This window comes from Citrobacter sp. TBCS-15 (assembly GCF_005280815.1).
Lineage (GTDB): Bacteria > Pseudomonadota > Gammaproteobacteria > Enterobacterales > Enterobacteriaceae > Citrobacter > Citrobacter werkmanii.
The window spans coordinates 415,603-440,270 of the sequence record NZ_SZWK01000018.1 but is presented as its reverse complement, the minus strand read 5'-3'; the positions used below and the strand labels follow the sequence as shown (position 1 = coordinate 440,270).

The following is a 24,668-nucleotide window of genomic DNA, read 5'->3' as shown; positions in this document are numbered from 1 at the left end:
CAACATCTTCTGGTTAACGTTCTGCCAGAAAAATCACTAATTCTTTCGTTGCTCCAGACGGCGTAAGGCGCGTTCACGACGGCTTTCCTCACGGCTTCTGTCCAGTAAAATCTCTTCGATAAACGCCAGGTGACGGTGAGACGCTTCACGCGCCTCTTCAGGCTTCCCGGCGATGATTGCTTCAAAGATACGGGTACGATGACTGCTTACCAGCGGCAGCATCTCGCGACGCGCGTACAGCAATTCGAAGTTTTGACGAACATTCTGGGCCAGCATCGGCTCCATACACCTTAGCAGATGGAGCAGCACCACATTGTGTGCGGCTTCGGTGACAGCAATTTGATACTGGAGTACCGCATCGGATTCGCCGTCCAGATCGCCGGACTGTTGCGCAAGCTCGATCGCATGGTGGAGTTCACGGATACGCGTTTTGTCTTCATCCGTGCTGCGTAATGCAGCGTAATAGGCTGCAATACCTTCCAACGCATGGCGCGTCTCAAGCAGGTCAAACTGGGATTCAGGATGGTCAGAGAGCAGCTCTACCAGTGGGTCGCTAAAGCTCTGCCACAGGCTGCTCTGAACAAAAGTGCCACCGCCCTGACGACGAAGCAGTAACCCCTTCGCTTCAAGGCGTTGGATCGCCTCGCGTAAAGAGGGGCGGGAGACATCGAACTGTTTTGCCAGCTCGCGTTCCGGTGGGAGTTTTTCTCCGGGGCGAAGTGTCCCCTCAAGAATTAAAAACTCCAGCTGCTGCTCAATCACATCGGAGAGTTTTGGTTGGCGGATTTTGCTGTAGGCCATGATTTCCTGTCTTAAGCCATTTGCCCGGAGTCAATTGGTCTTACCAATTTCATGTTCTTGACGCTAAAGTAACAAAGTATTCACCTTCTGTCCATACAGGTTTTGATTGAAATCAGTAAAGGGGGCATATTTTAACAACATTACAGAAATAACGTTTCAAACATGTAACTATGCACAAATGTTAAATTTACCCACCATGGGGTAGTTTTAACCGAATTGAAACGAAAAAATATATTATCTGAACCGATTCACCTATCTAATTATCGACTTATAAAGCGAAATTAATGAATAAAAATTCAAAATGGAAATTTTGAGGTAGATAAACTCGCATTTACAAATGGTTTCTTTTTATTCAACTCGTCAACACCCTCGCATAAAGCAGGTGCATTCGCGCTCGCATAACATTATTCTGATCAAGACAAAAGTATTAAGGCAACATTTCCTTATTGGCATCTGTAAAGAAATTAATACAACAAACGGAATTGCAAACTTACACACGCATTGCTGCGTAGTTCAAAAAATAAGTACTCGAAATATGAAGAGTAAAACCACACACGAGGTTTAATGATGGAAAGTCAACCGCATGGCGATCAGCTCAAGCGCGGCCTTAAAAACCGCCATATACAGCTAATCGCGCTGGGTGGCGCGATTGGTACCGGGTTATTCCTTGGTAGCGCATCCGTTATCCAGTCTGCAGGACCGGGGATTATTCTCGGTTACGCTATTGCCGGCTTTATCGCCTTTTTGATCATGCGTCAGTTAGGTGAAATGGTGGTTGAAGAGCCGGTTGCAGGCTCCTTTAGCCACTTTGCCTATAAATACTGGGGCGGTTTCGCGGGTTTCTCTTCCGGCTGGAACTATTGGGTACTGTACGTTTTGGTTGCCATGGCAGAGCTGACTGCCGTAGGTAAATATATTCAGTTCTGGTATCCGGAGATCCCAACCTGGGTTTCTGCGGCTGCCTTCTTCGTGCTAATCAACGCCATCAACCTGACCAACGTGAAGGTGTTTGGCGAGATGGAGTTCTGGTTTGCCATTATTAAAGTCATTGCCGTAGTTGCGATGATCCTGTTCGGCGGCTGGTTGCTGTTTAGCGGTAACGGCGGCCCACAGGCCAGCGTCAGCAACTTGTGGAGCCAGGGGGGCTTCCTGCCACACGGCTTCACCGGTCTGGTGATGATGATGGCGATTATCATGTTCTCCTTTGGTGGGCTGGAACTGGTCGGCATCACCGCAGCAGAAGCCGATAACCCGGAGCAAAGCATTCCGAAAGCGACTAACCAGGTTATCTACCGTATCCTGATTTTCTATGTCGGTTCGCTGGCGGTTCTGCTTTCCCTGATGCCGTGGACACGCGTCACGGCTGATACCAGCCCGTTTGTCCTTATTTTCCACGAGCTGGGCGACACCTTTGTTGCCAATGCGCTGAACATCGTGGTGTTGACCGCCGCCCTTTCTGTCTATAACAGCTGTGTATACTGCAATAGCCGCATGCTGTTCGGTCTGGCGCAGCAGGGCAACGCGCCGAAAGCGCTGATGAACGTCGACAAGCGCGGCGTACCGGTGAACACCATTCTGGTCTCCGCGCTGGTAACGGCTCTATGTGTGTTGATCAACTATCTGGCGCCGGAATCCGCCTTTGGCCTGCTGATGGCATTGGTGGTTTCCGCCCTGGTGATCAACTGGGCGATGATCAGCCTGGCGCACATGAAGTTCCGCAAAGCCAAACAGCAGCAGGGCGTAACCACCCGCTTCCCGGCTCTGCTCTACCCGCTTGGTAACTGGGTGTGCCTGCTGTTCATGGCCGCAGTGCTGGTGATTATGCTGATGACGCCGGGCATGGCGATCTCGGTGTACTTAATCCCGGTATGGATTGGTATTCTTGGCATCGGCTATCTGTGCAAGCAGAAAACGGCCCGCGCGGTTAAAGCGCATTAAACTTCCCTCCCCCACCTGGACCGGGTGGGGGTTGTTACCTGCCTCACACTTTCCCATTCACGACTGTTTCGTCCATATCAGCGGCGTTATCCTGCAACGTAAAAACACCGGTACCAGACAATAATTCTCTCCATATCTTATTAATGGAGTGCAGTTGATGGAAACCAGTAAGCTCACGGTGAAAGAAAAGATCGGCTATGGAATGGGCGACGCCGGATGCAACATCATCTTTGGCGCCATCATGTTGTTTGTTAACTACTTTTATACAGATATTTTTGGTCTGGCGCCTGCCCTGGTCGGCGTATTACTACTCTCAGTACGCGTTATCGATGCCGTTACCGACCCTATAATGGGCGCGATGGCCGACCGCACACGCAGTAAATATGGTCGATTTCGTCCATGGCTTTTGTGGATGGCTTTCCCTTACGCATTATTCAGCGTGCTTATGTTTACCACCCCTGAGTGGACGTATAACAGCAAAGTTATCTATGCCTTCGTCACCTACTTCCTGCTCTCTATTACCTATACGGCGATCAACATTCCCTACTGTTCGCTCGGCAGCGTTATCACCAACGATCCCAAGGAACGCGTCGCCTGTCAGTCATATCGCTTTGTATTGGTAGGGATTGCAACCCTGCTACTCTCCCTCACCCTGCTGCCGATGGCTGACTGGTTTGGCGGGGAAGACAAAGCTAAAGGGTATCAGATGGCGATGGCGGTGCTCGCCTTCATCGGCATGTGTATGTTCCTGTTTTGCTTTGCATCAGTCCGTGAACGCGTTCGTCCCGCCGTGCAGACTAACGACGATTTAAAAGCCGACCTGAAAGATGTGTGGAAGAACGATCAGTGGGTAAAAATCCTGCTGTTAACCCTGTGCAACGTCTGCCCGGGCTTTATTCGCATGGCCGCCACCATGTACTACGTTACGTGGGTTATGCAACAAAGCACGCAGTTCGCCACGTTGTTTATCAGCCTCGGCGTCGTCGGCATGATGATCGGCAGCATGCTGGCGAAGGTATTAACCGATCGCTGGTGCAAACTGAAGGTGTTCTTCTGGACCAACATCATCCTGGCGATTTTCTCCGCTGCATTTTATTTCTTCGACCCGAAAGCCACCATGATGATCATGGTGCTCTACTTCCTGCTCAACATCCTGCATCAGATCCCTTCCCCGCTGCACTGGTCGTTGATGGCGGATGTCGATGACTACGGTGAGTGGAAAACCGGTAAGCGCATCACCGGGATCAGTTTCTCCGGTAACCTGTTCTTCCTCAAGCTGGGCCTGGCGATTGCCGGGGCGATGGTTGGCTTCCTGCTCTCCTGGTACGGCTACGACGCAGGGGCGAAAGCGCAAAGCGACTCTGCCATCAACGGTATTATGCTGCTGTTTACCATCATACCCGGCGTAGGCTACCTGATTACCGCAGGCGTGGTTCGCCTGCTAAAAGTTGACCGCGAGTTTATGCAGCAAATCCAGACCGATCTGGAAAAACGCCGTACCAACTACCGTGAACTGAATGAATACCACGATATAAAAACGACTGAACCCGTAAGGAAAGCCTAATGAATCAGTGGCCAAATCCCTTTATCGAACAACGCGCCGATCCGTTTATCTTACGCGACGGTAGCCACTACTATTTCATTGCGTCAGTACCAGAATATGACCGACTGGAGATTCGTCGGGCCGACTCTCTGGAGGGATTGCGCTCCGCCACTCCCGTTGTCGTCTGGCGTAAGCCGGAAAGTGGTCCTATGAGCCAGCTCATCTGGGCGCCGGAACTTCATCATCTGGCGGGCAAGTGGTACATCTATTTTGCCGCTACCCATACTCAGGCGCTTGATAAGCTGGGGATGTTCCAGCACCGCATGTTTGCTTTGGAGTGCGCAGACGCCGATCCGTTGACCGGCAAGTGGACAGAGAAAGGCCAGATTAAAACGCAGTTTGATACCTTCGCCCTGGATGCCACCACCTTTAATCATCAGGGAAAACAGTGGTATCTATGGGCACAAAAATCGCCCGATATCGCCGGAAATTCCAATATTTATCTCGCCGAGCTGGAAAACCCATGGACGATTAAAGGCGAGCCGGTCATGCTCAGCCATCCTGAGTATGACTGGGAATGCCGGGGTTTCTGGGTCAACGAAGGTCCGGCCGTCATGGTGCATGGCGACAAGCTGTTTATCAGCTATTCCGCCAGCGCCACCGACGAGAATTACTGTATGGGATTACTGTGGATCGACCTCAACGACGATCCGCTCACCCCGCAGAACTGGCATAAATCACCGCGCCCGGTCTTTACCACCAGCTATGAAAATCGCCAGTATGGACCGGGACACAACAGCTTTACGCAAACGCCGGAAGGTGAAGATGTACTGGTGTACCACGCGAGAAATTACACCGAAATTGAAGGCGATCCGTTGTACGATCCAAACCGCCATACGCGTCTGAAACTGGTGCGCTGGGACGAAAACGGGATGCCTGATTTTGGCGTGCCGCCAGCGGATACGTATTGAGTCATTGCGCCGTTATCCGGCCTACATATGCGCCAGGCCGGATAAGGCGGTTATGCCGCTATCCGGCAACAATCGTTATATCAGTGTTCCATAAATTGTCAGCAGCGCAATGACCACCACCACCACAAACGAAGTCTTCTTCGCCATTGAAACAGCCGCTTTTGGCGTTTCGACTTTATCAGTATGCGGTTCACGCGCCAGAGAGAACTGCGCCAGACGCGTTAACACCTGATATTGCGAAGTATGCAGATCCGCCAGTGAGGCAAACCAGGCCGGCAGCGCTTTCTCGCCGTGTCCCAGCAGCGCATAGACTACGCCAGCCAAACGAACCGGGATCCAGTCCAGCACATGCAGGATCGCATCAATACCCGATTGCAGACGCTGATGCGGCGTCTGATAGCGCGCCAGCCAGGACTGCCAGGCGCGTAAAAAGGCATAACCAACCAGCGTCACCGGTCCCCAAGGACCACCGACAATCAACCAGAATAACGGCGCCAGATAAAAGCGGAAGTTGTTCCATAACAGCGCGTTCTGCAGTTCACGCAGGAACTCACGCTCATCACAGTCCGGCGGAACACCATGGATAAGCGTCAGCTCGCTGGCCATCGCCTCACGAGCATGTACATCATCACGAGATGCCGCCTGTAAATAGGCGTGATAGTGGAGACGCGCCTTGCCTGCTCCAATGCACAGCAAGCCAATTAAGATCCACGCCACCAGTAACGGAACGTTAAACAGCAGCCCATGAACCGCGCGCAGCAGCAGGAATGTCAGCCCCATTGCAATCAGGGTCATGCCCACCGTACGCATCATCGAGAAGTGCTTAATTCGGCGGAAAAAAGCTTCCACCCGATGATCAAGCTGCCAGTGCTCACCCAGCTTAAACAGGCGTTCAACAATCAACACCAGTAATGTTGTAAACAACGTCATGTCATCTCCTTGTGCGACGAGGGGGTGACCAGGGCGCGAAATTTTGCCCAGTCAAAAGACGGCCCGGGATCGGTCTTACGCTCGGGGGCAATGTTGCAGTGTCCAGTTATATTGCTGGCAATGGTCGGATAACGCGTAATCAGTGCATTCGTCACGGCGGCCAGTTGCTTATACTGTGCATCGGTATAGGCCAGCGTATCCGTTCCTTCCAGCTCGATACCAATTGAAAAATCATTACAGCGCTCACGCCCCTGATAATTTGACACGCCCGCATGCCAGGCTCGTTTATCAAAAGGGACGTACTGCACAATCTCACCATCACGGCGGATCAAACAATGGGCCGAGACGCGCAAATGGGCAATCTCAGCAAAAAAAGGATGGGCCTTGGGATCAATCGTGCCGGTAAACAACGCGTCTATCCACGGGCCGCCAAATTCGCCGGGCGGCAGGCTGATATTATGCACCACCAGCAGAGAAGGGTTTTCGTCATCCGGGCGGCAATCGTAATGAGGAGAGGGAACGCGTCGCGCCTCTGCCAGCCAACCCTCATCTAACAACATGCAGAATCTCCTTATTGGTGGTGCTCATATCAGGTTCAGGGTAGCATGTTTCTACCTTATGATTCGTTAGCAATTTGGAGTTTTATCATGCCGCCTCGCCGCTATAACCCTGACTACCGACGTGACGCGCTGTTGGAACGCATAAATCTGGATATCCCTGCCGCTGTAGCCCAGGCACTGCGCGAAGATTTAGGCGGAGAAGTTGATGCCAATAACGATATCACCGCGCAGCTTTTACCCGAAGACATGCGCTCCCACGCCACCGTGATCACCCGAGAAAATGGCGTTTTTTGCGGGAAACGTTGGGTGGAAGAGGTCTTTATTCAATTGGCTGGCGATGATGTCAACATCACCTGGCATGTCGAGGATGGCGACAGCATTAAAGCTAATCAACCGCTGTTTGAGCTGGACGGACCTTCCCGCGTACTGCTGACCGGCGAACGTACCGCGCTTAATTTTGTGCAGACGCTTTCGGGTGTGGCGAGCGAGGTGCGTAAATACGTCGATCTGCTGGCGGGGACAAAAACCCAACTACTGGATACACGTAAAACGCTGCCAGGGCTGCGTACTGCCCTGAAATACGCCGTGTTATGCGGCGGCGGCGCGAATCATCGTCTGGGGCTTTCTGACGCCTTCCTGATTAAAGAAAACCATATTATTGCTTCTGGTTCGGTACGCCAGGCCGTTGAAAAAGCCTTCTGGTTGCATCCGGATGTACCCGTTGAAGTTGAAGTTGAAAGCCTGGAAGAACTGGACGACGCGCTGAAAGCCGGGGCGGACATCATCATGCTCGATAACTTCGAAACTGAGCAAATGCGCGAAGCGGTAAAACGCACCAACGGCCAGGCGCGTCTGGAAGTCTCGGGTAACGTCACCCATGAAACACTGCGAGAATTTGCCGAAACCGGTGTGGACTTTATCTCCGTTGGCGCACTGACCAAGCACGTCCGCGCGCTCGATCTCTCCATGCGTTTTCGTTAATTTCTAATAGCAAGGCCCGATGGCGCTTCGCTTATCGGGCATCCCCCAGCCGGATAAGGCATTTACGCCGTCATCCGGCAGTTTCTTCGAGCCCCTTCGCAAATACGTTGTCTGATGCTGTAATTTCGTAAATATCCTCTGAACCCGCCTTCCCGTTCTGTTTTTTGTCTCTCGCCAAAGATCCGTTCGATTTGCCAAAGTAGCGCCAGCTAACTCCAGGAGCGAATCAACAATGGATAAACAACGAGGCTTCACGCTTATCGAACTGATGGTGGTCATTGGCATCATTGCCATTCTTAGCGCCATCGGTATTCCGGCTTATCAAAACTATCTACGCAAAGCCGCCCTGACAGACATGCTGCAAACCTTTGTCCCCTATCGCACCGCGGTCGAACTCTGTGCGCTGGAGCATGGTGGAACTGAGACTTGCGATGCCGGGACCAATGGCATCCCCTCCCCCACAACCACCCGTTATGTCTCAGGCATGAGTGTTGAAAAAGGCGTTGTCAGTCTCACAGGCCAGGAAAGCCTGAACGGGCTAAGCATCACGATGACGCCGGGTTGGGATAATGCCAACGGTATTACCGGCTGGAGCCGTAACTGCGCCATTCAAAATGACAGCGCACTGCAACAGGCTTGCGAAGACGTTTTCCGCTTCGATACCTACTAAGGAAAAGAGATGAATACCACGCAACTTAAGGCGCTATGCCAACGTTATCAGGGAATATTACTCGATGCAGACAATGAAGTAGTACACATCGCCGTGGTGGATGCACCGTCCCATGAGCTGCTGGATGCCCTGCATTTTGCCACCACCCGACGTATCGACATTGTTTGCTGGACGCGCCAGCAAATGGAAGGGCACACGCATACGCCACAGAAAATGTTACCGGTCGTAGTGTCTGAAAGCAGCGCTACCGCAGCCGGGTTGCTGAATCAGACGTTTCAATCCGCCCTGGCTCAACGGGCTTCTGATATTCACTTTGAACCCGCGGAACATCGCTATCGGATCAGATTACGCGTGGATGGCGTATTACACGCTTTGCCGGAAGTCACAACTGAGATGGGCATCGCTATCACTGCGAGATTAAAAGTATTAGGCAGTCTGGATATCGCCGAGCACCGGCTGCCACAAGACGGACAATTTACCGTTGAGATTTCAGGGCAGCCCATTTCGTTTCGTATCTCCACCCTGCCCTGTCGCTGGGGTGAAAAGGTAGTGCTGCGGCTACTTCAACAGGTCGATCAGACGCTGGATATCACTACGCTGGGAATGCAGGACGAACAGCTGGCAGCATTTTCGCAAGCGTTGCAGCAGCCTCAAGGGCTGATTCTGGTTACCGGGCCTACCGGGAGCGGTAAAACGGTCACCCTGTACAGCGCGCTACAAACCCGAAATACATCAGATGTGAATCTTTGTAGCGTAGAGGACCCGGTAGAGATCCCGATCGCAGGCCTTAACCAGACACAAATTCACCCACGCGCAGGTCTTACTTTTCAGGGAGTATTGCGCGCTCTGCTGCGCCAGGATCCCGACATCATTATGGTCGGCGAAATCCGCGATGGCGAAACGGCTGAAATAGCGCTTAAGGCAGCACAAACCGGCCATCTGGTTCTGTCAACACTGCATACAAATTCCACCAGTGAAACCCTGGTGCGCCTGCAGCAAATGGGGGTTGCGCGTTGGATGATCGCCTCCGCGCTGACGCTCGTCATTGCCCAACGGCTGGTCAGAAAGCTATGCCCCCATTGCCGACAACGCCTGGAGACATCCATCACGCTCCCCAAAGCAATCTGGCCCATGCCACTGCCACGTTGGCATGCGTCTGGTTGCGAACATTGTTATCACGGGTTTTATGGCCGTACCGCATTGTTTGAAGTGCTGCCCGTTACTCCTGCATTACGTCAGAATATCGCCAGCGGCACATCCACAGACGGGGTCGAGTCAGATGCTCAGCTATCAGGGCGTACGCTTTTCGAGAATGGCTGTCAGGCTGTCGAACAAGGCTTAACGACATATGAAGAACTTATTCGCGTACTGGGCATGCCGCATGTCAGCTAAACAGCTTTGGCGCTGGCAAGGCATTAACAACGAAGGTGAGCCGTCGGAAGGCGTATTATGGGCTGAAACCCGACTCTCGCTGATACAAGCACTGGAGCAGCGGCATATCACGCCGCTACGTATTAAACGTATCCGTGTCAAAAACTCTCACTGGAGCCGTGAAAGAAGCGCCGAAACCATACATCAGTTGGCAACCTTACTGAAAGCAGGGCTAACACTCTCGGCAGCGCTAACCCTGCTGGCTGAACAGCATCCCAGCAGCCAGTGGCAGGCGCTACTGCGCACACTGGCTCACGATATGGAGCAGGGCATTTCCCTCTCCACCTCACTCGCAACATGGCAACACGTTTTTCCGCCACTTTATCAGGCAATGATCCGTACCGGAGAGCTTACAGGTAAGCTGGATGATTGCTGTTTTGAACTCGCCAGACAGCAAAAAAACCAGCAGCAACTCGCTGATAAAGTTAAAAAAGCCCTGCGCTATCCGATTATCATCATCACGATGGCGGTAATGGTCGTATTTGCGATGCTGCAGTTTGTGCTCCCTGAGTTTGCCGCCATCTACCAAACGTTCAACACCCCACTACCGGCGCTCACTCGGGGGATTATTGCCATCGCCGACTATAGCAGCCAATGGGGGTGGCTGGCGGTAGCATTCACTATGCTCTCGGTTATGACATATCACGTGATCAAACAAAAACCGTATTGGCTCATTCTGAGTCAGAAATGGTTGCTTGGGCTCCCTGTTACAGGAGCAATGGTCAGAGGGCAAAAACTCGCACAGATTTTTACCGTTCTGGCGTTAACACAAAACGCTGGCATTCCCTTTTTACAGAGTCTTGAGAGTGTTAGTGAAACGCTTGCCAGCCCTTTCTGGTCTCAACGTTTAGCGCAGGTTCATCACGATATCAGCGCCGGGAAACCTGTCTGGTTGGCGCTGAAAAATTGCGGTGAATTCAGTCCATTATGTATACAGCTGGTAAGAACGGGGGAAGCATCAGGTTCGCTGGATGCAATGCTGCGTAATCTCGCCCACCATCACGGAGAGAAAACGCTGTCTCAGGCGGAAAATCTGGCTGCGCTACTTGAGCCCGCGTTACTGGTCATTACGGGTTTGATCATCGGTACGCTGGTTGTCGCGATGTATTTACCGATTTTCCATTTGGGAGATGCAATGAGCGGCGTGGGATAAAGCTGGCGCATTACCACACGCCAGCTTGATCATGTTACAGACTATTGAAAACGCGGTTTTCTTGTTCCTGTACACGAATAAACGTTGTACGTTTGGTCAGCTCTTTCAGACGAGATGCACCGACATAAGTACAGGCTGAACGCAGGCCGCCGAGGATATCGCGAGCGGTATTATCAACCGGACCACGCAGCGGCAGCTTAACGGTTTTACCTTCTGCGGCGCGGTACTGTGCAACACCACCTACGTGACGCGTCATGGCAGATTCAGAGCTCATACCGTAGAACAGCATGAATTTCTCACCGTTCTCTTCAACAATTTTGCCGCCACTTTCTTCATGACCGGCCAGCATCCCGCCGAGCATAACGAAGTCCGCACCGCCGCCGAACGCTTTTGCCACGTCACCCGGCATTGTGCAGCCACCGTCGCTGACAATCATACCGCCCAGACCGTGGGCTGCATCGGCACATTCAATCACTGCTGAAAGCTGCGGATAGCCAACGCCGGTTTTTACACGCGTGGTACATACAGAACCTGGCCCAATACCGACTTTGACAATGTCCGCACCGGAAAGCACCAGCTCTTCACACATTTCGCCAGTAACCACATTGCCCGCACAGATCGTTTTCGTCGGCCATGCTGCACGCGCTTTTGAGACAAACTGAACAAAATGCTCTGAGTAGCCATTTGCCACATCAATGCAGATAAAGTTCAGCGCCGGGTTGAGCGCCAGAATCTGTTTGGTTTTTTCGAAATCAGCGTCAGAGGTGCCGGTTGAAACCATCACATGCTTGAGCACATCGGTAGAAGTCTCTGCGATAAAGGCAGACCAGTCTTCAACAGAATAGTGTTTGTGCACAGCCGTCAGGATGTCGAAAGATGCCAGAGCCTTTGCCATGGCAAACGTCCCGACAGTGTCCATGTTCGCAGCGATAATCGGTACGCCGGACCAGGTCTGACCTGAATGCTTAAAGGTAAATTGACGTTCCAGCTCAACATCGGAACGGCTTTTGAGAGTAGAACGCTTAGGGCGGATAAGAACGTCTTTGAAACCTAACTTCAGATCTTCTTCGATACGCATGTGCGGATTCCTGGGGTTAATGGCGAAAAATCGAAACTCACAACTCCAGTGACGCTATCATACGCACTAATCAATGCCGCGCAAGACTGCGAAATTCTCTTTTTTTACGCTACAATCCCATAAATTTACCTGGCGAATAGTAGGTTAATCCTGCAGCAGCCTCGCCTTCACGCGCTTAACTTTTAACTGTTTGATAATCAAACTTAAACTCCAGGATCTGCATCTATGAGGTATACAGTAGCCTTAACCGGCGGCATTGGCAGTGGTAAAAGCACCGTTGCAAATGCGTTCGCTGACCTCGGAATAAACGTGATTGATGCAGATATCATTGCGCGTCAGGTGGTTGAACCAGGTAAGCCTGCCCTCGTGGCGATTAAAGAACATTTTGGTTCCGACGTGATAGCCGCTGACGGGTCGCTACAGCGACGCATTTTACGCGAACGTATTTTTTCCAATCCTGAGGAAAAAAGCTGGCTAAATGCGCTGCTCCATCCGCTTATTCAGCAGGAAACACAGCGTCAGTTTGATCAAGCGACCTCGCCCTATCTGTTATGGGTTGTCCCGTTGCTGGTAGAGAATTCGCTGTATAAAAAAGCCAACCGCGTGCTGGTGGTGGATGTCACCCCTGAGACCCAGCTCAGACGAACCATGCAGCGTGATGATGTGACACGCGAGCATGTTGAACAAATTCTTGCTGCCCAGGCAACGCGTGAAGCGCGTCTGGCCGTGGCAGACGATGTTATTGATAATAATGGCGCACCGGAAGCCATCGCCTCGGATGTCGCCCGCCTGCACGCGCTCTATTTGCAATGCGCGTTGCAGTTTGTCTCACAGGAAAAACCGTAATGCACACCCAGGTCCTTTTTGAACACCCTCTCAATGAGAAGATGCGTACATGGCTGCGCATAGAGTTTTTGATCCAACAGCTCTCCGTTAATTTACCTATTGCAGACCATGCAGGGGCGCTGCATTTTTTCCGTAATATCGGCGACTTACTGGATGTCTTTGAACGCGGTGAAGTCCGAACCGAACTCCTGAAAGAACTTGAACGACAACAGCGTAAACTCCAGGCCTGGGTTGAAGTTCCCGGCGTCGATCAAAGCAGAATCGACGCATTGCGCCAACAGTTAAAAAGCGCGGGCAGCATTCTGATTTCGGCCCCACGCATTGGACAAACGCTGCGTGAAGATCGTCTGATTGGCCTCGTGCGTCAGCGTTTAAGCATTCCTGGCGGATGCTGCAGTTTCGATCTTCCCACCCTGCATATCTGGTTACATTTACCGCAACCGCAACGCGACGCGCAGGTTGAAACCTGGCTTGCCAGCCTGAATCCGCTCAACCAGGCGTTGTCGCTGGTGCTGGATTTAATTCGTAACTCGGCGCCGTTTCGTAAACAAACCAGCCTGAATGGTTTTTACCAGGATAACGGCGAAGATGCCGATTTGCTGCGCTTGCAGCTGCCGCTGGATTCGCAGCTTTATCCGCAAATTTCTGGTCATAAGAGCCGTTTTGCCATTCGTTTTATGCCGCTGGATAGCGAGAATGGCCAGGTGCCTGAGCGTCTCGATTTTGATCTGGCGTGCTGTTAAGGAGTCAACATGTCTGAACAAACTATCGTCAACTGCCCAACCTGTGGCAAACCCGTGGTGTGGGCTGAAGTCAGTCCGTTTCGCCCATTCTGCAGCAAACGCTGCCAGTTAATCGATCTGGGTGAGTGGGCCGCGGAAGAGAAACGCATCCCAAGCTCTGGCGATCTGTCGGAAAGCGACGACTGGAGTGAAGAGCAGAAATAATTCTGTTAAAACGGGATAAGGCAACGCCACATCCGGCATTGTATGTTGTTTTGCCTGATGGCGCTGCGCTTATCCGGCCTACGAACACCATTAGCCCGCAATCAGCTTTTCAATTACCGGCGCATTCGCGGGCGGGAAATCCTCCGCATTCAGAGTATCTTGCGCAATCCACTGCGCCGGTTGTCCCTCTTTGCCCCACGGTTCGCCTTCCCAGCTCTCAACCAGCCAGAACCATAGAGTGATGTGCCGGTCCGGAAACTGATACTCCAGCTTTTCGAACAGTGAATTCTGAGTCGGTGTGATCCCGACTTCTTCCTGTAGTTCGCGAATCAGCGCCTGCTCTGGCGTTTCACCCGCTTCAATTTTCCCGCCGGGGAATTCCAGCTTATTTGCCATATGGGCATCCGCCGCACGCTGGGTGATAAAAATTTCATTGTGCTGGTTACGAATAATCCCGACGGCGATCTGTAGTATTTTCATTTTCATCGTCCATAAAAAAGGCGCAGAAGTCTGCGCCTTTTCAATAAGTTATTTTCTTAGCTCAGACGGCCATGACACTGTTTGTATTTCTTGCCGGAACCGCAAGGGCACGGATCGTTACGACCCACTTTACGATCGCCGGTTTGTGCTGCCAGCTCTTCTGCTGCGGCGGAATCGTCACCTTTATGGCTCAACTGCTGCATCTGCGCTAAACGCTCAGCTTCTTCACGACGCTGCTGCTCCATCGCTTCTACTTCTTCTGGCATACGTACCTGAACTTTGCTCAGGGTACTGATCACTTCATACTTCAGTGATTCCAGCATTGATGCAAACATAGAGAAGGATTCGCGCTTATATTCCTGCTTCGGATCTTTTTGCGCATAACCACGCAGATGGATACCCTGACGCAGGTAATCCATTGCCGCAAGGTGCTCTTTCCACAGCGAGTCGAGCGTTTGCAGCATCACGCCTTTTTCGAAGTGACGCATCATCTCTGCGCCCACAACTTCTTCTTTGCGCTGATAAACTTCTACCGCGTTTGCCAGAATACGTTCGCGCAGCGTTTCTTCGTGCAGCTCAGGTTCTTTATCCAGCCACTCTGAAATCGGCATATCCAGATCGAAGTCGTTTTTCAGGCGCTCCTGCAGACCCGGAATATCCCACATTTCTTCCAGAGACTGCGGCGGAATATAGGCATCAATCGTCGCTTTGAAGACGTCTTCGCGGATGCTGTTAATGGTTTCGCTAACGTCAGAGACGTCCAGCAGTTCGTTACGCTGGGTGTAGATTGCACGGCGCTGGTCGTTTGCAACGTCATCATATTCCAGCAGTTGCTTACGAATATCGAAGTTGCGGCTTTCCACTTTACGCTGCGCGTTTGCAATCGCTTTCGTCACCCACGGGTGTTCAATCGCTTCACCCGGCTTCATACCCAGTTTACGCATCATGCCGGACACGCGGTCAGAGGCAAAAATACGCATCAGCGCATCTTCCATCGACAGGTAGAAACGAGACGAACCCGCATCCCCCTGACGACCGGAACGGCCGCGCAGCTGGTTATCGATACGACGAGATTCATGGCGCTCAGTACCGATAATATGTAAACCACCGGCCGCTAACACCGCGTCATGACGAACCTGCCAGTCAGCTTTGATCTGGGCAATCTGTTCCGGAGTTGGGTCTTCCAGCTCGGCAACTTCCGCCTGCCAGCTACCACCCAACACGATATCGGTACCACGACCCGCCATGTTTGTCGCAATAGTTACGGCTGACGGATAACCCGCCTGAGCAACGATATCCGCTTCGCTGGCGTGGAACTTGGCGTTCAGTACGTTGTGCTTGATCCCCGCTTTGGTCAGCTCGTTAGAGACCACTTCCGATTTTTCAATGGAGATAGTACCCACCAGCACCGGCTGGCCATTTGCGGTACGCTCTTTAATATCTTCAATAATCGCCTGAATTTTTTCCGCTTCGGTCATGTACACCAGATCCGGTAAATCCTTACGGATCATCGGACGGTTGGTCGGAACGACCACGGTATCCAGTTTGTAGATGGAGCTGAATTCAAACGCTTCAGTGTCTGCAGTACCGGTCATACCGGCCAGTTTTTCGTACAAACGGAAGTAGTTCTGGAAGGTAATGGATGCCAGCGTCTGGTTTTCGTTCTGGATCTCCACGCCTTCTTTCGCTTCAACAGCCTGGTGCAGGCCATCGGACCAGCGACGCCCCTGCATCGTACGACCAGTGTGTTCGTCGACGATGATAACTTCGCCGTCTTTCACGATGTAGTCGACGTCACGGGTAAACAGCACGTGCGCGCGCAGTGCGGCAGTCACGTGGTGCATCAGCATAATGTTGCCCGGAGAGTACAGCGACTCGCCCTCATCCATAATGCCTTCGTTCACCAGCAGTTCTTCAATCAGCACCAGACCACGTTCGGTCAGGTTAACCTGGCGCGCTTTCTCATCAACGGAGAAGTGGCCTTCACCCTGGAACGTGTCGGAATCTTCCTTCTCCTGACGGATCAGGTGCGGAATGATTTTGTTCACTTTTTTATACATTTCCGAGCTATCTTCAGCCGGACCGGAAATGATCAGCGGCGTACGCGCTTCATCGATCAAGATGGAGTCGACTTCATCGACCAACGCATAGTGCAGTTTACGCTGAACGCGCTCTTCCGGGCTAAACGCCATGTTGTCACGCAGGTAGTCAAAACCGTATTCGTTGTTGGTACCGTAAGTAATATCAGCGTTGTAGGCTTCACGCTTGGCTGGTGCTGGCAGGCCAGACATGTTGATACCAACGGTCATGCCGAGGAATTCAAACAGTGGGCGGTTATTTTCAGCGTCACGCTGAGCCAGGTAGTCGTTCACGGTAACCACGTGTACGCCTTTGCCACTTAACGCGTTCAGGTACGCCGGCAGCGTTGCGGTCAGGGTTTTACCTTCACCTGTACGCATTTCCGCGATGCAACGGTCGTTCAGGACCATACCGCCCAGCAGCTGAACATCGAAGTGGCGCATGCCGAACACACGCTTACTCGCTTCGCGGACCACCGCGAACGCTTCCGGGATCAGGCTCTCAACGCTGGCACCTTTTTCCAGACGGGCGCGGAATTCAGCGGTCTTCGCTTTCAGCTCATCATCGGAGAGTTTTTCCATCTCCGGTTCCATTGCGTTGATGACATTGACCACTTTACGCATACGACGCAGCGTACGTTCGTTACGGCTACCGAATACTTTTGTTAATAATTTGATTAGCATAATAAAATCTCAAACGCCCCGCGGTGCGGAGTCAAAAATTATAAGTTGGAAGGTTCTTTTTTAGCTGAGGCGTTGAGGGCCAGCGCGGATACCCTGCAGCTGGCTGATCCAGACCGGAACGCTAAACGCGGCCTGAGAGGTAAAGTGTGCGTATGTCACGCGACTTACTGTCGCGGGCGGAGTGCCTTCTTGCGTCAGCATCGCGCTGAGCGTATTCAGTAACGCAAGATGGTGCGCCTGGATTGGCAACGGCTCTTCGGCAACGGGCAGCGCCTGAGGAGCCATGGCAAAAGAAAGATGGCGAATGACCGTACGAATAGCATGCTGATGCCAGTAGTCGACGGTAAAATTCGGGCGGCGGTTGGTCGCTTCCAGCAAAGCAAGCTGGTTAAAGTTAACTTTAGCGCCTTGATCGTGATTGCTGGCGGTCGCCTTCGCGGGGGTATTAGGTTCAGCAGCATTACCGAGCGCGGGCAGGCCAAAACTAGCCGCGACCATCCCCAACAGGAGATGCGGCCAGAAGTACCGTCTGCCTAACTGTCGCCAGCGCGTCAGTATTCCACTCACGTTATTGCCACCTGATATACCCTGCGTTTGGGGTTACATATGCAAAACCATTTTTTGCGCACAAATATTACCATTAATGCGTTCGCACCACAGCAGTAATGACGCAAGTCGCGGGTAAATATGCTTAAGAAAGCAGCGATCGAACGCTATTTTACTCTGCCGGTGGGGAGAAAGTCGCTTCAGGGAAGGTGGTTTGCAATCGGAAAATAAAAAAACGACTGGTTCACCTGGCCGGAGAGAGTGCCAGATTAACCAGTCGAATTTATGCGACAGCGTATGTCGTTATGCCAGTACGGTCGAAGGTGCTTTGAACGCCAACGGCAGTTCTGCATCGTCCTGGAAGGTCACATATTCCCAGGCTTCCTGTTTCGCCAGGACCGCCTGCAACAGTTTGTTATTCAATGCATGACCGGATTTATACGCGGTGAATGCACCAATAATGTTGTGACCACACATGAACAAGTCACCAATCGCGTCGAGCATTTTGTGACGAACGAATTCGTCTTCAAAACGCAGGCCGTCTTCGTTCAATACGCGATAATCGTCAACAACGATGGCACAATCGAAGCTGCCGCCCAGGCACAGGCCGCGGGACTGCAGATATTCGATATCACGCATGAAGCCGAAAGTACGCGCGCGGCTGATCTGGCGCATGAACGCATCCGCAGAGAAGTTCATCGCGTAGCGCTGCGTGCTGGAGTCGATTGCCGGATGGTTAAAGTCGATGGTGAAATCCAACGTGAAACCATTATACGGCTTAAACTCAGCCCACTTATCGCCATCTTCGACACGAACGGTCTCTTTGATGCGAACAAATTTTTTGGCGCTGCTCAGTTCTTCAATACCCGCATCAAGCAGCAGATAAACGAACGGAGCGGCACTGCCATCCATGATCGGGATTTCCGGGGCGTTAACTTCAATAACGATGTTATCGATACCTAAGCCCGCCAGAGCAGCGTTAAGGTGCTCAACGGTTGAAATCCGTACATCATGCTCATTGACCAGACACGTACAGAGCATGGTATCACGCACAGATTTGGCATCGGCCGGGAAATCTACCGGAGGATTCAAGTCGGTGCGACGATAGATGACCCCGGTGTTGGCCGGCGCAGGGCGTAATGTCAGGGTGACTTTTTTGCCGGTATGCAAACCGACGCCAGTCGCCTGAACGATACGTTTAAGAGTCCTTTGTTTGATCATCGTATAATCTCGCCAAATTACCTATCCAACCGAAGTGTACTATACATTCGGTGGGCCAGTTTAGCACAAAGAGCCACAATTCCCAAATTCCAGCTAATTCTTAATCAGCTTGCTTACGCAGGAACGCAGGGATATCCAGATAATCCGGCTCTTTAGTGGTTTGCGGCGTATTGTCGTTCACCACTTTCGCAACCGGTTTTTGCTCTTGCGTCAACGGCGCCATACCGTGTTGCTGGTAACGATCCATTACCGGTTGCTGAACCTGCTTGTTGGTTACCAGAGTGATTTCAGGACGCTTGTCCATACCAATTCCAGTGGCAACAACGGTCACGCGCAGTTCGTCGTTCATATCCGGGTCCAGAGAGGTACCGATAACCACGGTCGCGTTATCCGATGCAAAGGCACGGATGGTGTTACCGACGGTTTCGAACTCATCCAGACGCAGGTCGAAGCCCGCAGTAATGTTGACCAACACGCCGCGCGCGCCGGACAGATCGATATCTTCCAGCAGCGGGGAAGAGATTGCCATTTCAGCCGCTTCTTCCGCACGGTCTTCACCGCTTGCCACGCCGGAGCCCATCATCGCGTAGCCCATTTCGGACATCACGGTGCGCACGTCTGCAAAGTCGACGTTCATCAGGCCCGGACGCGTAATCAGTTCAGCGATACCCTGGACTGCGCCTTTCAGCACATCGTTCGCTGCGCCAAACGCATCCAGCAGGGAGATACCACGGCCCAGCACTTTCAGCAGTTTGTCGTTCGGGATAGTGATCAGAGAGTCCACGTGTTTGGACAGCTCGGTGATACCCTGCTCAGCGAATGCCATACGCTTCTTGCCTTCAAAGTTGAAAGGCTTAGTCACGACAGCAACAGTCAGGATACCTAAATCTTTTGCTACTTCAGCAACCACTGGCGCTGCACCGGTTCCGGTACCGCCGCCCATACCTGCTGCAATAAACACCATGTCTGCGCCGTCAAGCGCTGCACGCAGAGCTTCACGATCTTCGTCTGCCGCATTACGACCGACTTCCGGGTTTGCACCCGCGCCCAGACCTTTGGTGATGCCGCTACCAATCTGAATGGTCTGTCCAACCGCCGTTTTACGCAACGCCTGAGCGTCGGTATTCACCGCGAAGAATTCAACACCTTCGATGCGCTCGCGCACCATGTGTTCAACGGCATTACCGCCGCCGCCGCCGACGCCGATGACTTTAATCACCGCGTCATTGGTTAGTTCCATAGGTTCAAACATAGTTTCTCTCTCCGTTGTGCCTGTCGCCTGAGACCTTTAATGTGCGTCGGTCTCTTTAAAAATTAAAACTCTTTTCGCAGCCAGCTATTGAGTCGTTTAATCCACGAGCCAACTGACGCCGTTACGCGTTTTTCAACTTCAGCTTCACCACTTAAATGGGATTCTTTCCCGTAGTGAAGCAGCCCCACCGCCGTGGAATAGTACGGCTCCTGGGCATAATCCGTCAGACCGGTAATATTCAGTGGTGCGCCAATACGGACTTGCGTATGGAACACGCGCTGTGCGCAGGCCGCAAGACCTTCAATTTGCGCTGCGCCACCGGTTAACACAATCCCCGCCGCCAGATGATGTTTCACACCCTGCTGGCGAAGCTGTTCTTGTAATTGCAAAATTTCTTCGTTGACCAGGTTGAGCAGCTCGGTATAACGCGGCTCAATGACCTCTGCCAAAGTCTGACGCTGCAGACTACGTGGCGGACGGCCGCCCACGCTTGGCACCTCAACGCTCTCGTCTTTACCGACGATGGAGCCCAGCGCGCAGCCATGACGAACTTTGATGGCTTCGGCATCGCTCGGCGGCGTACCGAAGGCATAAGCGATATCGCTGGTCACCACATTCCCTGCATAAGGGATCACTTTGGTATGGCGCAACGCCCCGCCAGTATAAACGGCGATGTCCATTGTACCACCACCAATATCTACCACGCAGACACCCAGTTCACGTTCATCTTCCGTCAACACGGAATAACTGGCTGCCAGTCCGGCGAAAATCAGTTGGTCAACTTTCAGACCACAACGTTCAACGGCTTTGACAATATTCTTCGCCATGTCGTTATGGCAGGTAATAAGATGCACTTTTGCCTGCATGCGTACGCCGGAAAGACCGACCGGATTTTTAATACCTTCCTGGTAGTCAATGGCGTATTCCTGCGGAATAACGTGCAGAACACGATGTTCATCGCGCACGCGTACGGATTTTGCCGTATGTACGACGTTTTCCACATCTTCCTGTGTCACTTCCTCTTCGGAAATGGGCACCATACCAATTTCATTCTGACAGCTAATATGTTTGCCGGAAAGCGCCAGATATACCGAGGATATCTGGCAATCTGCCATCAGCTCAGCCTGGTCAATGGCGCGCTGTACGCATTTCACCACTGACTCAAGGTCATTCACCCCGCCTTTATCCATACCTCGCGATGGGCAACTGCCCACGCCAATGATATTGACCATACCGTCGGGCAGAACTTCCCCTACTAAAGCGGCTACCTTCGCGGTGCCAATCTCCAGTCCAACTACCAGTTTTCTGTCCGTCGCCTTGATCATTGTTGTTCTGCCTGTGCCTGATTCTGTTGCTGATTAGATTCCTCAGGAGGCAAGGGAACCCAGCCTACTGCCGCTCCTGAGTCATAACGCAAATCAACGTAGCTAATCCGTTTGCCATCGGTTTGCGCCTGCTGCTGTAAAACCGGGTAGAGTTCCACAAAGCGAGCCAAACGTTTTATCGTATCGCCCCTGCCCAGATTGAGCTTAATATCGTTATTCAGCGTCAACTGCCAGGAACGACGCGCGGTCATCGCCGCTTCCTTCAGGGTGAATCTATCCTTAGCCAGCACCTGCCCCATATCGCGGAACCCTTGCAGCACTTCACTTGCGCTGCCTTCCGGTCCGTACAACATAGGTAATACCTGCTTATTGGCCCGACCGGTTGGGACGCTGAACGTATTGCCTTCGGCATCCACCATGTGCTGGTCATTCCAACGCGCAATTGGCACATATTCAACCAGATGAATCTTCAATTCATCAGGCCATTGCTTTCTCACGCTCGCCTGTTTAATCCACGGGAGGCGTTCAATCTGACTCTGGATGATGTTTACATCCTGCGTCATAAAGGTTCCCGGCGCGCCCAGCGCCAGAATGGACTGACGGATATCATCATTGCGCGTGTAATGCCGTTCGCCGGTTAACACCAGTTTTGACAACGGCAAACGCTGCGCATCTTCCATCCATCCCAACACTACCCAGCCGCTGACAAACACGGTGCACAGCACTGTCAGCAGGAACAGTATTCCTGCAAGACGCGTTCCATTATTGCGGCGTGAGGAGTTTACTTCTTCTTCATCACCGTTTCGCGTGTTCAGCGCAGCCTGCGACATATCAGTCCGCCAACTCCAGAATTCTTACCACCAACTGCGAGAAGCTCAGACCCGCCTGACGCGCCGCCATCGGCACCAGGCTGTGGCTGGTCATACCCGGAGAGGTATTGGCTTCCAGCAGATAAAACTGGCCATCGCTGTCCAGCATGACGTCAATGCGCCCCCAACCTTTACAGCCCAGGGCGGTCCACGCTTTCAGGACTAAATCCTGTAATCTGGCCTCTTGCTCGACTTCCAGACCTGCGGGGCAGAAATATTGTGTCTCATCAGAGAGATACTTCGCCTCATAATCATAGAAGGTTCCCGCGGGTTGGATACGTATTGACGGTAAAATTTCTTCGCCGAGTATCGCAACGGTAAATTCCGGGCCACTGAGCCATTTTTCAATCAGTACTTCTTCATCATGCTGAAAAGCCAATGCTAATGCACCCTGCAAAGCATTTTCTTCTTCAACTTTTGACATCCCTACGCTGGAGCCTTCACGGCTTGGCTTCACAATCAGCGGCAAACCTAACGCAGAGATTTTTGCAACTATCTCATTGCTAAGACCTTTTTCGAACTCAGCGCGGGTCAACGCAACCCATGGCGCGACGTGTAAACCTGCGCCCTGCCACAGCAGCTTGCTGCGCAGTTTGTCCATTGAGATCGCGGAAGCCATGACGCCGCTGCCGGTATACGGCAGGCCAATTTGCTCCAGCATGCCCTGCAACGTGCCATCTTCCCCGCCACGACCATGCAACGCAATAAACACCTTCTGAAAACCCATTGATTTCAGAAGAGTGACATCAACCTCTTTCGGGTCAACCGGATGGGCATCGACACCACCTTCGCGTAACCCTGCCAATACGGCCGCGCCGGAATTCAGCGACACTTCTCGCTCTGCGGAGGTACCTCCTGACAGGACCGCGATTTTATCAGCCATGTTGTTCTTCCTCCGGATTTTGCGGCTTCAGTTTGATTTCAGCTAAGGAACGCGCAATTTTGCCGATATTTCCAGCGCCTTGCACCAAAATCAGATCGTTGCCGGTTAATACCGGTGCCAACATTTCTGCCACCAGGGCTGGATCGGATACCAGAATAGGATCGATCTTACCGCGACCACGAATAGTACGGCACAGCGAGCGGCTGTCAGCGCCCGGAATGGCGGCTTCGCCCGCGGCGTATACATCCAGCATCAACAGCGTATCAACCTGAGTCAGCACGTTGGCAAAGTCGTCATACAAATCGCGAGTGCGCGTATACCGATGCGGCTGGAACAGCATCACCAGATTTTTGTCCGGCCAGCCTGCGCGTGCAGCTTTAATTGTGGCGTCCACTTCCGTTGGGTGATGGCCGTAATCATCAACCAGCATCGCGGTCCCGGCTTTACCGTTAACCGGCTCAAGTGGGAATTCGCCGAGGAAGTCAAAACGACGTCCGGTACCCTGGAAACTTTCCAGCGCGCGCAGGATCGCGTCGTCTTCAATACCTTCTTCCGTTGCGACAGCCACCGCCGCCGCGGCGTTCAGCGCATTGTGGCGGCCCGGCGCGTTTAACGTCACGCGTAGATCGGCCATCCCCTGACGCACCAGCGTGAAGTGCCCCTGCGGGCCGATCTGCTGGTAATCCTCAACGCGCACATCGGCATCATCACTGAAACCATAGGTTGTGGTTTGACGGCCAACTCGCGGTAACAGTTCGCGGATCACCGGATCGTCAACGCACATCACCGCACGACCATAAAACGGCAAGTTATGCAGGAAATTAATAAACGTCTGCTTTAAATTTTCGAAGTCGCCATGGTAGGTATCCATATGGTCGGCTTCGATATTGGTGACAATCGCCACCATCGGCTGCAAATGCAGGAACGACGCGTCGCTCTCGTCCGCTTCGGCAATCAAATAACGGCTATGACCCAGGCGCGCATGGACGCCAGCAGCCTTCACCAGACCACCGTTAACAAAAGTCGGATCCAGCCCCGCTTCCGCGTAAATACTGGAGACCATCGCTGTGGTCGTGGTTTTACCGTGCGTCCCGGCAATGGCGATGCCGTGACGAAAACGCATTAACTCCGCCAGCATCTCAGCACGGCGGATCACTGGAATACGCGCTTCATGCGCCGCAACAATTTCCGGGTTATCCGCAGAAATAGCGCTGGAGACCACCACCACGCTCGCATCGCGCACGTTTTCAGGGCGATGGTTGAAGAAAATCGTGGCGCCGAGATTCGTCAACTGCTGCGTCACCGGATTTGGCGCTAAGTCAGAACCGCTGATCTGATAACCTTCATTGGCCAAAACTTCGGCAATACCGCCCATACCAGCACCACCGATGCCGACAAAGTGAATGTGCCGAACGCGACGCATTTCGGGCACGATGGAACGCAGTTTTGCCAGTTGTTGTGTATTCATTCTTTAGCCATTA

23 protein-coding genes are annotated in these 24,668 nt (G+C 52.5%); 10 read left to right on the top strand and 13 right to left on the bottom strand.

What is annotated here, in order from left to right; all coding sequences use genetic code 11:
* Positions 1-36: 36 nt before the first annotated feature.
* A complete protein-coding gene (pdhR, locus tag FDW96_RS02235) occupies positions 37-801 on the bottom strand; it encodes a pyruvate dehydrogenase complex transcriptional repressor PdhR (protein ID WP_003018699.1) in 765 nt (254 codons plus the stop codon).
* Positions 802-1,365: 564 nt separating this feature from the next.
* Here pdhR and aroP point away from each other — a divergent pair.
* The 3 genes from aroP (at position 1,366) to FDW96_RS02210 (ending at position 5,253) form a co-directional block, all read left to right on the top strand.
* On the top strand, positions 1,366-2,739 hold the full coding sequence (aroP, locus tag FDW96_RS02225) for an aromatic amino acid transporter AroP (protein WP_165406846.1): 1,374 nt from the start codon (positions 1,366-1,368) through the stop codon (positions 2,737-2,739).
* Positions 2,740-2,896: 157 nt separating this feature from the next.
* Complete coding sequence (locus tag FDW96_RS02215) at positions 2,897-4,303, top strand: glycoside-pentoside-hexuronide (GPH):cation symporter (RefSeq protein ID WP_042312300.1); 1,407 nt, start codon at positions 2,897-2,899, stop codon at positions 4,301-4,303.
* A complete protein-coding gene (locus FDW96_RS02210) occupies positions 4,303-5,253 on the top strand; it encodes a family 43 glycosylhydrolase (RefSeq protein ID WP_137365159.1) in 951 nt (316 codons plus the stop codon). Before FDW96_RS02215 ends, FDW96_RS02210 begins: the two co-directional genes overlap by 1 nt.
* Positions 5,254-5,328: 75 nt before the next feature.
* Here the strand turns inward: FDW96_RS02210 and ampE are convergent, their stop codons facing one another.
* Both ampE and ampD read right to left on the bottom strand, forming a co-directional pair.
* The gene (ampE, locus tag FDW96_RS02205; RefSeq protein ID WP_137365158.1) at positions 5,329-6,183 is read right to left on the bottom strand and encodes a beta-lactamase regulator AmpE; all 855 of its coding nucleotides are present in this window, start codon (positions 6,181-6,183) and stop codon (positions 5,329-5,331) included.
* A complete protein-coding gene (gene ampD / locus FDW96_RS02200; protein ID WP_137365157.1) occupies positions 6,180-6,743 on the bottom strand; it encodes a 1,6-anhydro-N-acetylmuramyl-L-alanine amidase AmpD in 564 nt (187 codons plus the stop codon). The genes ampE and ampD overlap by 4 nt, the downstream gene beginning before the upstream one ends.
* Before the next feature lie 87 nt (positions 6,744-6,830).
* Here ampD and nadC point away from each other — a divergent pair, with 87 nt between their 5' ends.
* From nadC to hofC, 4 genes are all read left to right on the top strand, one after another.
* The gene (nadC, locus tag FDW96_RS02195; RefSeq protein WP_042312634.1) at positions 6,831-7,724 is read left to right on the top strand and encodes a carboxylating nicotinate-nucleotide diphosphorylase; all 894 of its coding nucleotides are present in this window, start codon (positions 6,831-6,833) and stop codon (positions 7,722-7,724) included.
* 232 nt (positions 7,725-7,956) lie between these two features.
* Entirely contained in the window at positions 7,957-8,394 is a 438-nt protein-coding gene (gene ppdD, locus FDW96_RS02190; protein ID WP_042312306.1) for a prepilin peptidase-dependent pilin, read from the top strand.
* Positions 8,395-8,403: 9 nt separating this feature from the next.
* On the top strand, positions 8,404-9,786 hold the full coding sequence (gene gspE / locus FDW96_RS02185) for a type II secretion system protein GspE (protein WP_137349670.1): 1,383 nt from the start codon (positions 8,404-8,406) through the stop codon (positions 9,784-9,786).
* Entirely contained in the window at positions 9,776-10,978 is a 1,203-nt protein-coding gene (gene hofC, locus FDW96_RS02180; protein WP_042312310.1) for a protein transport protein HofC, read from the top strand. The genes gspE and hofC overlap by 11 nt, the downstream gene beginning before the upstream one ends.
* Before the next feature lie 34 nt (positions 10,979-11,012).
* Here hofC and FDW96_RS02175 read toward each other — a convergent pair whose 3' ends face one another.
* Positions 11,013-12,056 carry a GMP reductase gene (locus FDW96_RS02175; RefSeq protein WP_137360253.1) on the bottom strand — a complete coding sequence of 348 codons (1,044 nt, stop codon included), beginning with the start codon at positions 12,054-12,056 and terminating at the stop codon, positions 11,013-11,015.
* Positions 12,057-12,281: 225 nt separating this feature from the next.
* On the opposite strand from FDW96_RS02175, the gene coaE reads away from it, so the two are divergent.
* From coaE to yacG, 3 genes are read left to right on the top strand one after another with little or no spacing between them, the layout of a single operon-like run.
* Positions 12,282-12,902 (top strand): dephospho-CoA kinase, encoded by a 621-nt coding sequence (gene coaE, locus FDW96_RS02170; RefSeq protein WP_042312315.1) that lies wholly within the window; start codon positions 12,282-12,284, stop codon positions 12,900-12,902.
* Complete coding sequence (zapD, locus tag FDW96_RS02165) at positions 12,902-13,645, top strand: cell division protein ZapD (RefSeq protein ID WP_038637234.1); 744 nt, start codon at positions 12,902-12,904, stop codon at positions 13,643-13,645. Before coaE ends, zapD begins: the two co-directional genes overlap by 1 nt.
* Before the next feature lie 9 nt (positions 13,646-13,654).
* On the top strand, positions 13,655-13,849 hold the full coding sequence (gene yacG / locus FDW96_RS02160; protein WP_003018740.1) for a DNA gyrase inhibitor YacG: 195 nt from the start codon (positions 13,655-13,657) through the stop codon (positions 13,847-13,849).
* Between the two features lie 90 nt (positions 13,850-13,939).
* On the opposite strand, the gene mutT is transcribed toward yacG, so the two are convergent.
* From mutT to murC, 9 genes are all read right to left on the bottom strand, one after another.
* Complete coding sequence (gene mutT / locus FDW96_RS02155; protein WP_061382989.1) at positions 13,940-14,329, bottom strand: 8-oxo-dGTP diphosphatase MutT; 390 nt, start codon at positions 14,327-14,329, stop codon at positions 13,940-13,942.
* A 56-nt stretch (positions 14,330-14,385) separates the two neighbouring features.
* Positions 14,386-17,091: a preprotein translocase subunit SecA gene (gene secA / locus FDW96_RS02150; protein WP_042312318.1), complete on the bottom strand. Its 2,706-nt coding sequence runs from the start codon at positions 17,089-17,091 to the stop codon at positions 14,386-14,388.
* Between the two features lie 60 nt (positions 17,092-17,151).
* Positions 17,152-17,658: a secA translation cis-regulator SecM gene (secM, locus tag FDW96_RS02145; RefSeq protein ID WP_042312321.1), complete on the bottom strand. Its 507-nt coding sequence runs from the start codon at positions 17,656-17,658 to the stop codon at positions 17,152-17,154.
* Positions 17,659-17,940: 282 nt separating this feature from the next.
* Positions 17,941-18,858 carry a UDP-3-O-acyl-N-acetylglucosamine deacetylase gene (gene lpxC / locus FDW96_RS02140; protein ID WP_006686706.1) on the bottom strand — a complete coding sequence of 306 codons (918 nt, stop codon included), beginning with the start codon at positions 18,856-18,858 and terminating at the stop codon, positions 17,941-17,943.
* Between the two features lie 100 nt (positions 18,859-18,958).
* On the bottom strand, positions 18,959-20,110 hold the full coding sequence (ftsZ, locus tag FDW96_RS02135; protein WP_003018753.1) for a cell division protein FtsZ: 1,152 nt from the start codon (positions 20,108-20,110) through the stop codon (positions 18,959-18,961).
* A gap of 62 nt (positions 20,111-20,172) precedes the next feature.
* Positions 20,173-21,435 carry a cell division protein FtsA gene (gene ftsA, locus FDW96_RS02130; RefSeq protein ID WP_003018755.1) on the bottom strand — a complete coding sequence of 421 codons (1,263 nt, stop codon included), beginning with the start codon at positions 21,433-21,435 and terminating at the stop codon, positions 20,173-20,175.
* Positions 21,432-22,265 carry a cell division protein FtsQ gene (gene ftsQ / locus FDW96_RS02125; RefSeq protein WP_003018758.1) on the bottom strand — a complete coding sequence of 278 codons (834 nt, stop codon included), beginning with the start codon at positions 22,263-22,265 and terminating at the stop codon, positions 21,432-21,434. The genes ftsA and ftsQ overlap by 4 nt, the downstream gene beginning before the upstream one ends.
* Position 22,266: 1 nt before the next feature.
* Positions 22,267-23,187 (bottom strand): D-alanine--D-alanine ligase, encoded by a 921-nt coding sequence (locus FDW96_RS02120; RefSeq protein ID WP_137365156.1) that lies wholly within the window; start codon positions 23,185-23,187, stop codon positions 22,267-22,269.
* Entirely contained in the window at positions 23,180-24,655 is a 1,476-nt protein-coding gene (murC, locus tag FDW96_RS02115) for a UDP-N-acetylmuramate--L-alanine ligase (protein ID WP_042312325.1), read from the bottom strand. The genes FDW96_RS02120 and murC overlap by 8 nt, the downstream gene beginning before the upstream one ends.
* Positions 24,656-24,668: the final 13 nt, after the last annotated feature.